The following is a 12127-nucleotide window of genomic DNA, read 5'->3' on the forward strand; positions in this document are numbered from 1 at the left end:
CATGGCCCGGATGACGATGATCGAGGCGGTGAGAAGCGCCATGGATGTCGCGATGGGGCGGGACGAGGATGTCGTGGTCTTCGGCGAGGATGTCGGCTATTTCGGCGGCGTTTTCCGCTGCACCCAGGGCCTGCAGGCGAAATACGGCAAGACACGCTGTTTCGACACGCCGATCAACGAATCCGGCATCGTCGGCACCGCGATCGGCATGGCGGCCTACGGGTTGAAACCCTGTGTCGAAATCCAGTTCGCCGACTACATGTACCCCGCCTATGACCAGCTGACGCAGGAGGCGGCGCGCATCCGTTATCGCTCCAACGGCGATTTCACCTGCCCGATCGTCGTGCGCATGCCGACCGGCGGCGGCATTTTTGGCGGACAGACGCACAGCCAGAGCCCGGAGGCTTTGTTCACCCATGTCTGCGGCCTCAAGGTCGTCGTGCCATCCAATCCCTATGATGCCAAGGGCCTGCTGATTGCCGCGATCGAAGATCCCGATCCGGTGATGTTCCTCGAACCGAAGCGGCTCTATAACGGCCCGTTCGACGGGCATCACGAACGGCCGGTCACCCCTTGGTCAAAACACGCGCTCGGCGATGTGCCGGATGACTATTATTCGATCCCGATCGGCAAGGCGGAAGTGCGCCGGCAGGGTTCGGCCGTCACCGTGATTGCCTATGGCACGATGGTGCATGTAGCGCTCGCCGCCGCAGAAGATACCGGCATCGATGCCGAAGTCATCGATCTCAGAAGCCTTCTGCCGCTCGATCTCGATGCGATCGTCAAGTCGGTCTCCAAGACAGGGCGCTGCGTGATCGTGCATGAAGCAACGCTCACCTCCGGTTTCGGCGGAGAGATCGCAGCATTGGTGCAAGAACATTGCTTCTATCATCTCGAAGCCCCGGTCATGCGTGTCGCCGGCTGGGATACGCCTTACCCGCATGCGCAGGAATGGGATTATTTTCCCGGCCCCGCCCGCGTCGGGCGCGCGTTGACCGACGTCATGGAGGCCTGAGCCATGGGCGAGTTCACCATCAAGATGCCGGATGTCGGCGAAGGCGTGGCGCAAGCCGAGCTTGTCGAATGGCTGGTGAAGGTCGGCGATCCCGTACGCGAGGACATGACGGTTGCCGCCGTGATGACCGACAAGGCGACGGTGGAAATTCCCACCCCCGTCAGCGGAACCGTCATCTGGCTCGGCGGCGAGATCGGTGACACGATCGCGGTCCGGGCGCCGCTGATCCGGATAGAGACCGAAGCTGGCAGCAACGAAGTCACCGCTCCGGAGCCGGCCAAGGCTGAAGTTCCCAAGCCCGAGCAGGTTGAGCCAGCCGAAAAACCAGCAAAGCCCGCCATGCCCGTTACCTTAGCGGCACCGCCCCTTTCCTCAACCCCATCACCGGAGATGGACAAACCGCTTGCGGCACCGTCGGTGCGGCTCTTGGCGCGCGACAGCGGCATCGACCTTCGCCAGTTGAGCGGAACGGGGCCGGCCGGGCGCATCCTGCGCGAGGATGTCGAGCAATTCCTCGCCCATGGCAAAGAGGCCCCAGTCCCGCAGCAGGGTTTTGCCAGGAAGACCTCGAAGCAAGAGATCAAGCTCACCGGCCTTCGCCGCCGCATCGCCGAGAAGATGACGCTCTCCACCTCGCGCATCCCTCATATCACCTATGTGGAAGAGGTCGACGTGACGGCACTGGAGGAGTTACGGGCGACGATGAACGGAGCGCGCAAAGCCGATCAGCCGAAGCTAACGCTCTTGCCTTTCCTGATGCGGGCAATGGTCAAGGCGGTAACCGATCAGCCCGACATCAACGCTACATTCGATGATGATGCCGGTATGCTGACCCGGTCCGGCGCGGTGCATATCGGTATCGCCACCCAAACACCATCGGGCCTCACCGTACCGGTCGTCAGGCACGCAGAAGCGCGCGGCATCTGGGATTGCGCGACGGAAATGAATCGGCTGGCCGAGGCCGCACGGTCCGGCACCGCCACGCGCGACGAGCTGACCGGTTCGACCATCACCATCAGTTCGCTCGGCGCGCTTGGCGGCATCGTCTCGACGCCGGTCATCAATCATCCGGAAGTGGCGATCGTCGGCGTCAACAAGATCGCCACCCGCCCGCTCTGGGACGGGACGCAATTCGTGCCGCGCAAGATGATGAACCTCTCTTCCAGCTTCGACCACCGCATCATCGATGGTTTTGACGCGGCGACCTTTATCCAGCGCCTGCGCACACTGCTCGAAACTCCAGCCCTGATCTTCATCGAGGGGTGAGCCATGAAAGAGATTTCCTGCAAGCTTCTCGTCATCGGCGCCGGCCCCGGCGGTTATGCCTGCGCCATCCGCGCCGGACAGCTCGGCATCGATACGGTCATCGTCGAAGCGGCCAAGCCCGGCGGCACCTGCCTCACCATCGGCTGCATCCCTTCCAAGGCGCTGATCCACGCGGCGGAGGTCTTCGATGCAACACGGCAGATGGCAGGCGGACGCAATGCTATGGGCATTCAAGTCGATCAACCGTCGATCGATCTTGCTGGAACCATGATCTGGAAGGACGGCATTGTCGGCCGGCTGACAAGCGGTGTTTCAGGCCTGTTGCAGAAGGCCCGCGTCAAAATCGTTTCCGGTCGCGCCCGTTTTCGTGACGGCAAGACGGTGGAGGTGGAAACCGAAACCGGCCAGCAGATCGTTCGCGCGGAAACCGTGGTGATCGCAACCGGCTCCGACCCGGTCGAACTTCCAGCCCTGCCCTTCGGTGGACGCGTCATCTCCTCGACCGAAGCGTTGTCGCTTAGGCAAGTGCCGAACAGGCTCATCGTGGTCGGCGGCGGTTATATCGGTCTGGAACTCGGCACCGCTTTTGCGAAGCTTGGATCGGACGTGACCGTGGTGGAGGCGACGGCGCGGGTACTGCCGATCTACGATGCCGACCTGGTCAAGCCAGTGACACGCAGACTGACTGAGCGCGGCATCAGGCTTTTCACCAACACCAAAGCGATCGGGCTTTCCAAGACGGGCGATGCGCTGATTGTCGAAGGACCGGATGGACGGCAGGAACTGCCGGCAGATCATATCCTCGTTGCCGTCGGCCGCCGCCCGCGCAGCGTGGGGTCCGGGCTTGAAGACCTCGATCTCGATCGGTCCGGCCCCTTTCTGCGCATCGACGATCGCTGCCGCACCTCGATGCGTGGCGTCTATGCTATCGGCGATGTCACTGGCGAACCGATGCTGGCGCATCGCGCTATCGCGCAGGGCGAGATGGTGGCGGAAATCGTCGCCGGGAAAAAACGCGCTTGGGACAAGCGCTCCATCCCCTCGATCTGCTTCACAGACCCGGAAATCGTCAGCGCCGGACTGTCACCGATAGAAGCACGCGCTCAAGGCTACGAGGTGAAGGTCGGGCAATTTCCCTTCATCGCCAATGGAAGGGCGATGACGATGCAGGACGAGGACGGTTTCGTCCGTGTCGTGGCGCGGGCCGATACCAATCTCGTCCTCGGGCTGCAGGCGGTCGGGTCAGGCGTATCCGAGCTTTCGGCGGCATTTTCGCTGGCAATCGAGATGGGAACAAGACTGGAGGATATCGCCGGCACGATCCATGTCCATCCGACACGCAGCGAAGCCCTGCAGGAGGCGGCGCTCAAGGCGATGGGGCACGCCCTGCATATCTAACTATCTGGGAGGAGGCCTGATGACCGAGATGGATTTTGGCTTGAGCGACATGGCCCTTTCGATCCGCGAGACGACGCAGCGTTTTGCGCGCGAACGCATTGCGCCGATCGCCGCCGAGATCGATGCGAAGGATCGTTTTCCCGTCGAGCTCTGGCCGGAAATGGGCACACTCGGGCTGCATGGCATCACGGTTACGGAAGAAGATGGCGGGCTTGGACTGGGTTATCTGGAACATGTCATCGCCTGCGAGGAGGTGAGCCGCGCCTCGGCATCGGTCGGCCTGTCCTACGGGGCGCATTCCAACCTCTGCATCAACCAGATCGCACGCTGGGCGACGCCAGAGCAGAAGGCGAAATATCTGCCAGGCCTGATTTCCGGAGACCATGTCGGAAGCCTTGCCATGTCGGAGACAGGTGCAGGATCGGATGTCGTCTCGATGCGATTGCGCGCCGACCGGGTCGATGGCGGATTTCGCCTCAACGGCACGAAATTCTGGATCACCAACGCCCCCTATGCGCAGACCCTCGTCGTCTACGCCAAGACAGAACCCGAGGCCGGATCGAAAGGCATCACCGCCTTCCTGATCGAGAAGGATTTTCCCGGTTTCTCCATCGGCCAGAAGATCGAAAAGCTCGGCATGCGCGGCTCGCCGACGGCCGAACTCGTGTTCCAGGACTGTTTCGTGCCTGAGGAGAACGTCATGGGACCACTGAACGGCGGTGCCAAAGTTCTGATGTCCGGCCTCGATTACGAGCGGGTGGTGCTGTCCGGCATTCAGCTCGGCATCATGCAGGCCTGCCTTGATGTCGTTTTGCCCTACCTGCGGGAGCGAAAACAGTTCGGAGTGCCGATCGGCAGTTTCCAGCTGATGCAGGCCAAGGTCGCCGACATGGTCGTGGCGCTGAACTCCGCCCGCGCCTATGTCTATGCCGTCGCGCGCGCCTGCGATGCCGGCCGCACGACAAGGCAGGATGCCGCCGGTGCTATCCTCTATGCCTCAGAAAGCGCGGTAAAGGTTGCCGAACAGGCAATCCAGGCACTCGGCGGCGCGGGTTATACGAAGGACTGGCCAGTGGAGCGTTTCTGGCGCGACGCCAAGCTGCTCGATATCGGCGCCGGCACCAACGAAGTACGCCGCATGCTCATCGGCCGTGAAGTGATCAGTGCGGGAGGCAACGGCTGATGCCCCAGATCCGCACCACGCTCGACCGCAACTCCGAAGGCTTCAAGGCCAATGAAGCGCATAACCGGGCGCTCGTCGAGGAACTGCGGACGAAAGTTGCGGCAGCAGCGCGTGGCGGATCGGAAAGCCATCGCGAGCGCCATGTCGCGCGCGGAAAACTGCTGCCGCGAGACCGGGTACAGAGGCTGCTCGATCCCGGCTCGCCTTTTCTGGAAATCGGCCAGCTTGCAGCAGGCGGCATGTATGGCGATGAAGCGCCGGCCGCGGGAATGATCGCCGGCATCGGAAGGGTGTCGGGTCGCGAATGCATGATCGTCGCTCATGATCCGACGGTAAAGGGCGGCGCCTATTTCCCGATGACGGTGAAGAAGCATTTGCGGGCGCAGGAGATCGCCTCAGAAAATCGCCTGCCCTGTATATATCTGGTCGATTCCGGCGGGGCCAACCTGCCGCATCAGGCAGAGGTCTTTCCGGATCGCGATCATTTCGGCCGGATCTTTTACAATCAGGCACAGATGTCGGCAGCCGGTATCGCGCAGATCGCTTGCGTGATGGGAAGCTGCACGGCGGGCGGCGCCTATGTGCCGGCCATGTCGGACGAGACGGTGATCGTGCGCAATCAAGGCACGATCTTCCTCGCCGGCCCGCCGCTGGTGAAGGCAGCAACCGGCGAGGTAATTTCAGCCGAGGAACTGGGCGGTGCAGAAACCCATGGAAGAAAATCCGGCGTCGTCGATCATGTCGCCGAGAATGACGAACATGCGCTGCTGATCGTTCGCGATATCGTCGCGACCCTCAATCGCCCCAAGGTGGTCGATATCGAGATCGCCACTCCGCGCCCTCCCCTGCTCGAAGCTTCAGAGCTTTACGGCGTCGTGCCGCAGGATGTGCGCACGCCCTATGATGTGCGCGAGGTAATCGCCCGCATCGTCGACGGATCGGACCTGCACGAGTTCAAACCCCTCTACGGTTCGACGCTCGTCTGCGGTTTTGCCCACATCTGGGGTATTCCGGTCGCCATTCTGGCGAATAATGGCGTTTTGTTTTCGGAAAGCGCGTTGAAGGGCGCGCATTTCATCGAGCTTGCCTGCCAGCGCCGTATTCCGCTGCTGTTCCTGCAGAATATTTCCGGTTTCATGGTCGGCGGCAGATATGAGGCGGAAGGCATCGCCAAGAATGGTGCAAAGCTGGTGACGGCCGTCGCCACCGCTTCCGTTCCAAAGATCACGGTCATTATCGGCGGCAGTTTCGGCGCCGGCAATTACGGCATGTGCGGGCGCGCCTATCAGCCACGTTTTCTGTTTTCATGGCCGAATGCGCGGATTTCCGTCATGGGTGGCGAACAGGCGGCATCCGTCCTCGCCTCCGTCCATCGCGACGCAGAGACGTGGAGTGCAGCCGAAGCGGAAGCCTTCAAAACCCCGATCCGGCAGAAATACGAGGACGAGGGTAATCCCTATTACGCGACGGCCCGAATGTGGGACGACGGCGTGATCGATCCCGCCCAGACCCGCGACGTGCTGGGCCTTGCCTTTTCAGCAGTGCTGAACGCGCCGATCCCCGAACGTGCGCAGTTCGGCCTGTTTCGGATGTGAGGAGGATGACCGGTGATTAAAAGTCTGCTGATCGCCAATCGCGGAGAAATCGCCCGCCGCATCATCCGCACCGCCCGCCGCCTCGGCATCCGCACCATCGCCGTTCATTCCGATGCAGATACCGCCATGCCCTTTGTGCGCGAGGCGGATGAAGCGGTACTGATAGGTCCAGCGGCAGCGCGAGACAGCTATCTCCGTCAGGACCGCACTCTCGACGCGGCCAGACAGACGAGCGCTGAGGCAATCCATCCGGGCTATGGCTTTCTGTCGGAAAATGCCGAATTTGCAGAGGCTGTTATCGCAAAGGGGCTTATCTGGGTCGGCGCTCCGCCCACAGCCATCCGTGCCATGGGGCTGAAGGACGCCGCCAAGCAGCGGATGGTTGCCGCAAACGTGCCGGTGACGCCGGGTTATCTCGGCGAAGACCAGGATCCCGCGCGGCTGCAGCGGGAAGCCGATGCGATCGGTTATCCGGTGTTGATCAAGGCCGTTGCGGGCGGCGGCGGCAAGGGCATGCGCAAGGTCGATAAGGCTTCGGATTTTCTCGCAGCACTCGAAAGCTGCCGGCGCGAGGCCGCTTCGTCCTTCGGCGACGACCGGGTTCTGATCGAGAAATACATCTTGTCGCCCCGGCATATCGAGGTTCAGGTTTTCGGCGATACGTTCGGCAATGTCGTGCATCTCTTCGAGCGCGACTGCTCGCTGCAACGCCGCCATCAGAAGGTGATAGAGGAGGCCCCCGCACCCGGCATGGATGCGGCTACACGCGAAGCCGTCTGCGACGCCGCCGTCAAAGCCGCCAAGGCAGTGGATTACGTCGGAGCAGGAACGGTTGAGTTTATCGCCGATGCCGCCGAAGGGCTGCGCGCCGACCGCATCTGGTTCATGGAAATGAACACACGTCTGCAGGTGGAACATCCGGTCACCGAGGCGATCACCGGGCAGGATCTGGTGGAGTGGCAGATCCGGGTCGCTTCGGGCGAGCGCTTGCCCCTGAGGCAGGACGAGCTTTCCATCAATGGCTGGGCGATGGAGGCGCGGCTTTACGCCGAAAACCCGTCCAACAATTTCCTGCCCTCCACCGGCCGGTTGGAGCACCTGCATCTTCCGACAAGTGTGCGCGTCGATAGCGGCGTCGAGCAAGGTGACGAGGTAACACCCCATTACGACCCGATGATCGCCAAGCTGATCAGCCATGCCCCAGGCCGCAGACAGGCGGCAAACGAACTTGCCCGTGCCATGGCGAGCGTCGAAATCTGGCCGGTTCGCACCAATGCCGTCTTTCTGGCACGCACCTTGAGACACCCGGATTTTCTGGTGGGCGCCGTGGATACCGGCTTCATCGCCCGCCATCTGGCCGATCTTGTTCCATCGACTGAGCCCGACGAGCGCGTGTTGCAGGCCGCTGCCGCGGCGCTCCTGCCGACCGGCGCACAGGAGGCATGGACCGCGCTTGCCGGCTTTCGCCTGAATGCGGAGGCCTATCGGCTGGTGAGCGTCGAAGTAGACGGCCGCCCCTATCTCGTGTCTTTGGACCATCCCGAGCTTAGAGCCCGTAATGGCTCCCAGGATGTCCTCTTCATCGATGGCGAAGCCTGGCCCTTCAGCCCACCCCGTGCCGATCATGCCGGTGGAGGCCTCAACTTGACGGATGGCGCGGTCATCGCCCCCATGCCCGGCATCGTCATCGCCGTATCCGTCAGCGAGAGAGAGAGGGTCGTCCGCGGCCAGCCGCTCGTGGTGATCGAGGCAATGAAGATGGAACAGTCGCTGAGCGCCCCTTTCGACGGCACTGTTGCGGAACTCAAAGCCATATCCGGCGCACAGGTCACGGAAGGCAGCCTGCTCGTGCGCATCGAAGGAGACAAATGATGGCCGGGCGTTATTTCGAGGACTGGACCATCGGCGACCGGATCGCCCACGAGATCCGCCGCACTGTGACGGAAACCGACAATCTCCTCTTCTCCACCATGACCCATAATCCGCAGCCGCTGCATCTCGATATCGAGGCGGCGAAGGCCAGCGAATTCGGCCGGATCATCGTCAACGGCACTTTCACCTTCGCGCTGATGATCGGGCTTTCCGTCAGCGACACGACGCTCGGAACTCTCGTTGCCAATCTGGGTTACGACAAGCTCACCATGCCCAAGCCGGTCTTTATTGGCGACACGATGAGGGCGGAAACCGAAGTGGTCGAGCTGAAGGAAAGCCGTTCGCGACCAGCGGCCGGTATCGTCACCTTCCGCCACGAACTGATCAACCAGCGCAACGAGATCGTCTGCGAATGCCTGCGCAGCGCACTTGTTCACCGGAGGCCGCAATGACATTGCGCTCGCTGCTCTTCGTTCCCGGTGGCCGGCCCGACCGGATGGAAAAGGCGCTCGGGCTTGATGCCGATGCACTGATCCTCGATCTGGAGGATTCCGTCGCGCTCGAGGCAAAAGCGACGGCGCGGCAAATGACCGCCGAATTTCTCCGTTCCGACAGGCGAGGCCGGAAACTCTTCGTCCGAATAAACCCGCTCGACAGCGGCCTTCTGGAAGATGATCTCGACGCGTTGAAGGATGCCGCGCCCGATGCTTTCGTCCTGCCGAAAGCCGAAGGGGGAGCAAGTGTCGAGGCGCTGGCTGTACGCGCTCCGGGCATTCCCATCCTGCCGATTGCCACCGAAACGCCGGCGGCAGTCTTCGAACTCGGCAGTTATCGCAGCGTCCGGCATCTGATCCTTGGCCTCACCTGGGGCGCGGAAGACCTGCCGGCCGCGATCGGCGCCATCAGTTCACGTGAGGAAGACGGGCGCTACACGCCTCCCTATGAGATGCTCCGCTCGCTCACTCTCTTCGGCGCGCATGCCGCAAGCGTGGAGGCAATCGAAACGGTCTATCCAGCCTTTCGTGATCTCGACGGGCTGGCTGCCTATGCCCGGCGCGCAAGACGGGACGGCTTTACCGGCATGATGGCGATCCATCCCGACCAGCTACCTGTTATCAATGCGGCCTTCACCCCGACAGCCGAGGAACTGGCGCAGGCGCAGGCGATCGTGGATGCATTTTCCGCCAATCCGGGACAGGGCGTCCTTAGTTTCGCCGGCCGGATGATCGATAAACCGCATTTGAAGCAGGCAAGGCGATTGCTTGGGCTTGCCGAAAAACAGTCTCCGTGATTCAACAACGCCGACAAAGCCGCGCGTGAGCGGCCGATCCATATCTCTAGGTGACCCATGCTGGAATTCGAAATCATCCAAAACGCCAATCCGATGGCAGAGGCAGATCGCGCCCTCGCCTTCCAGAACCTCGGTTTCGGAACGCTGTTCAGCGATCACATGGCCGTCATTCACTGGAGCGCCGACAAGGAGTGGCATTCGGCGCAGGTAACCGCTCGTGCACCCTTCGCTCTCGATCCGGCCAGCAGCGTGCTTCACTATGCGCAGGAAATCTTCGAAGGCATGAAGGCCTACCGGGCTGCCGATGGCAAGGTCGTGCTGTTCCGCCCGGATCAGAACGCAAAACGCTTCAACGCCTCGGCGCGCAGGCTCGCGATGCCCGAACTGCCTGAAGAGGATTTTCTCGCCGCCATCGAGAAGCTGGTCGCCGTGGACAGGAAATGGGTGCCGGAAGGCAATGGCGGCAGCCTCTACCTTCGCCCGTTCATGTTTGCCAACGAGTCCTTCCTCGGTGTCCGTCCGTCGAAGGAATATATCTTCTGCGTCATCGCCTCCCCGGTCGGCCCCTATTTCAAGGGCGGCGCCAAGCCGGTGAAGATCTGGGTTTCCGAAGATTACACCCGTGCGGCTGTCGGCGGCACCGGTGCTGCCAAGTGTGGCGGCAATTATGCAGCAAGCCTGATTGCTCAGGCTGAAGCAGGAAAGCACGGCTGCGACCAGGTGCTGTTCCTCGATGCCGCCGAGCGCAAGTGGATCGAGGAACTCGGTGGCATGAACATATTCTTCGTCTTCAACGACGGCTCGATGGTCACACCGCCGCTCGGCACGATCCTGCCCGGCATTACCCGCAACTCTGTCCTGACGCTTGCGAAGGACAATAATATCGCGGTCGAAGAACGCCCCTACGCCTTTGACGAGCTGCAGGCGGATGCCGCCTCCGGCCGCCTGGTCGAAGCCTTCGCCTGTGGCACGGCGGCCGTCATCGCCGGTATCGGAGAGTTGAAGCATCGCAACGGCTCGCTCACCATCGGCACCGGCGAGACGGGAGCAGTCACAACCCTGCTCCGAAACAAGCTAGTCGGCATCCAGACCCAGGCGCTTGCCGACAGCCACGGCTGGCTTCACACGATCCCGGTAAGCTGAATCTGCACGCATCCCCCTTGAGGACTTGGTGGCGCCCGTCATATGGAAGAGACGGGCGCCCCTAAAACCGATTGGTTGACGGAGAGGACCGTCAATAGGCGCTGCAGATGGACAGGAAGTCACGGGCCGTCAGGCTGGCACCTCCGACAAGTGCTCCATCCACGTTTTCCACGTGCAGAATTTCATCGGCATTCGAGGCCTTTACCGACCCACCGTACAAAATCCTCATACGATCGCCCTCGCTATTGAAGCGTTTGCAGAGTTCGGAACGGATAAAGCGGTGTGCTTCTGCAATATCTGCGATCGAGGCCGTACGACCTGTACCGATCGCCCAAACCGGCTCATAGGCAATAACGGTATTCTCTCCCGTCGCGCCGTCGGGCAATGATCCAGCCAGTTGGTACCGAAGCACGTCGAGCGTCCGGCCGCTCGATCTCTCCTCTTCCGTTTCGCCGATGCAGACGACGGCAATCAATCCGGACTTATGTGCGGCAATTGTCTTGGATCGCACCAGGGCGTCGTCTTCCCGGTATCTGGTGCGTCGTTCGGAGTGGCCAATGATGACATGGCTGCCAAGACTATCGGCAATCATGCCGGCGGAAATATCTCCGGTGTAGGCACCGTTTTCCCGATCATGGCAATCCTGCGCTCCAATTTTCAACGGCGTATCTGACGTCACTAAGGCCGCGGAATGCAGTAACGTGGCTGGTACGCAAATCAGCGCATCGAACTTGCCTGAAGCAAGCATGTTGCTGGCTGCAATCTCCTTGATCTGCGCAAGACTACCGCGCATGCCATTCATCTTCCAGTTCCCGGCAATAAGCGGCTTCGGCACCGGTCCCATGACATATCTCTCCCCGCGAACCCGGCTTCCGCTGGCCGCATCTCGTTATTCTCTGTCTTCAGTTCAGCGATGCCACAACGAAAATGTGTGACATCGCTGCATCCAACCCCGTCGCACCGTTTATTTCCGGATTCCAGCTCACCGTCGCGAGACATGTTCTCGTCGGCACATTTTGGCTGATCAGGGCAGGTAGAAAACTTCCTTCAATTCCTGCGAAACAGGGCTGTTATCGGGATTGCTGGGCATCACTTCAGTCATGAATGCCCACCATTCCTTGCAAATCGCGGTGTCGGCGACAGCCGCCCAGCGCTCTTCCGACACGATCTCGACAGAGGCGAAAAGCAGGCTACGCGCCTCGTCGAGATAGATGGCGTAAGAGGATGCGCCATGGTCCTTCAGCGTCTCGGCAAGCTTCGGCCAGATCTCGTCATGGCGACGTTTATATTCCTCATGCTTGTCGGCAAAGACCTGCATGACAAATGCCTTCCGGATCTTCGTTTCCACTGCGACCATGGCTTTA

General features: G+C 61.4%; 11 protein-coding genes. 9 read left to right on the forward strand and 2 right to left on the reverse strand.

Features of this window, described 5'->3' with window-relative positions; all coding sequences use genetic code 11:
* Position 1 precedes the first annotated feature (1 nt).
* Genes GGE33_RS16155 through GGE33_RS16195 form a run of 9 tightly spaced genes read left to right on the forward strand, consistent with a single transcriptional unit; the run spans position 2 to position 10763 of the window.
* Positions 2–1015: an alpha-ketoacid dehydrogenase subunit beta gene (locus GGE33_RS16155; RefSeq protein ID WP_183685374.1), complete on the forward strand. Its 1014-nt coding sequence runs from the start codon at positions 2–4 to the stop codon at positions 1013–1015.
* Positions 1016–1018: 3 nt separating this feature from the next.
* Positions 1019–2281 carry a dihydrolipoamide acetyltransferase family protein gene (locus GGE33_RS16160; RefSeq protein WP_183824975.1) on the forward strand — a complete coding sequence of 421 codons (1263 nt, stop codon included), beginning with the start codon at positions 1019–1021 and terminating at the stop codon, positions 2279–2281.
* Between the two features lie 3 nt (positions 2282–2284).
* Positions 2285–3679, forward strand: coding sequence for a dihydrolipoyl dehydrogenase (lpdA, locus tag GGE33_RS16165; RefSeq protein ID WP_183824978.1), 1395 nt, complete (start codon positions 2285–2287; stop codon positions 3677–3679).
* Positions 3680–3698: 19 nt separating this feature from the next.
* A complete protein-coding gene (locus tag GGE33_RS16170) occupies positions 3699–4862 on the forward strand; it encodes an isovaleryl-CoA dehydrogenase (RefSeq protein ID WP_183824981.1) in 1164 nt (387 codons plus the stop codon).
* Positions 4862–6457, forward strand: coding sequence for a carboxyl transferase domain-containing protein (locus GGE33_RS16175; RefSeq protein WP_183824984.1), 1596 nt, complete (start codon positions 4862–4864; stop codon positions 6455–6457). Before GGE33_RS16170 ends, GGE33_RS16175 begins: the two co-directional genes overlap by 1 nt.
* 12 nt (positions 6458–6469) lie before the next feature.
* Positions 6470–8329, forward strand: coding sequence for an ATP-binding protein (locus GGE33_RS16180; RefSeq protein ID WP_183824987.1), 1860 nt, complete (start codon positions 6470–6472; stop codon positions 8327–8329).
* Entirely contained in the window at positions 8329–8781 is a 453-nt protein-coding gene (locus GGE33_RS16185; protein ID WP_183824991.1) for a MaoC family dehydratase, read from the forward strand. The genes GGE33_RS16180 and GGE33_RS16185 overlap by 1 nt, the downstream gene beginning before the upstream one ends.
* A complete protein-coding gene (locus tag GGE33_RS16190) occupies positions 8778–9620 on the forward strand; it encodes an HpcH/HpaI aldolase/citrate lyase family protein (RefSeq protein WP_183824994.1) in 843 nt (280 codons plus the stop codon). Before GGE33_RS16185 ends, GGE33_RS16190 begins: the two co-directional genes overlap by 4 nt.
* Positions 9621–9677: 57 nt before the next feature.
* The gene (locus GGE33_RS16195; RefSeq protein ID WP_183824997.1) at positions 9678–10763 is read left to right on the forward strand and encodes a branched-chain amino acid aminotransferase; all 1086 of its coding nucleotides are present in this window, start codon (positions 9678–9680) and stop codon (positions 10761–10763) included.
* Between the two features lie 91 nt (positions 10764–10854).
* Here GGE33_RS16195 and tpiA read toward each other — a convergent pair whose 3' ends face one another.
* A complete protein-coding gene (tpiA, locus tag GGE33_RS16200; RefSeq protein ID WP_183825000.1) occupies positions 10855–11607 on the reverse strand; it encodes a triose-phosphate isomerase in 753 nt (250 codons plus the stop codon).
* Positions 11608–11787: 180 nt separating this feature from the next.
* Complete coding sequence (gene rhaM, locus GGE33_RS16205) at positions 11788–12120, reverse strand: L-rhamnose mutarotase (RefSeq protein WP_148144640.1); 333 nt, start codon at positions 12118–12120, stop codon at positions 11788–11790.
* Positions 12121–12127 lie beyond the last annotated feature (7 nt).

It is taken from the genome of Aliirhizobium cellulosilyticum (assembly GCF_014198105.1).
GTDB classification, from domain to species: Bacteria; Pseudomonadota; Alphaproteobacteria; order Rhizobiales; family Rhizobiaceae; genus Neorhizobium; species Neorhizobium cellulosilyticum.

Excerpts from the sequence above, each read along its gene's own strand:
- GGE33_RS16155 (WP_183685374.1), top strand. The coding sequence starts at position 2 with ATGGCCCGGATGACGATGATCGAGGCGGTGAGAAGCGCCATGGATGTC.
- GGE33_RS16160 (WP_183824975.1), top strand. The coding sequence starts at position 1,019 with ATGGGCGAGTTCACCATCAAGATGCCGGATGTCGGCGAAGGCGTGGCG.
- lpdA (WP_183824978.1), top strand. The coding sequence starts at position 2,285 with ATGAAAGAGATTTCCTGCAAGCTTCTCGTCATCGGCGCCGGCCCCGGC.
- GGE33_RS16170 (WP_183824981.1), top strand. The coding sequence starts at position 3,699 with ATGACCGAGATGGATTTTGGCTTGAGCGACATGGCCCTTTCGATCCGC.
- GGE33_RS16175 (WP_183824984.1), top strand. The coding sequence starts at position 4,862 with ATGCCCCAGATCCGCACCACGCTCGACCGCAACTCCGAAGGCTTCAAG.
- GGE33_RS16185 (WP_183824991.1), top strand. The coding sequence starts at position 8,329 with ATGGCCGGGCGTTATTTCGAGGACTGGACCATCGGCGACCGGATCGCC.
- GGE33_RS16190 (WP_183824994.1), top strand. The coding sequence starts at position 8,778 with ATGACATTGCGCTCGCTGCTCTTCGTTCCCGGTGGCCGGCCCGACCGG.
- GGE33_RS16195 (WP_183824997.1), top strand. The coding sequence starts at position 9,678 with ATGCTGGAATTCGAAATCATCCAAAACGCCAATCCGATGGCAGAGGCA.
- tpiA (WP_183825000.1), bottom strand. The coding sequence starts at position 11,607 with ATGGGACCGGTGCCGAAGCCGCTTATTGCCGGGAACTGGAAGATGAAT.
- rhaM (WP_148144640.1), bottom strand. The coding sequence starts at position 12,120 with ATGGTCGCAGTGGAAACGAAGATCCGGAAGGCATTTGTCATGCAGGTC.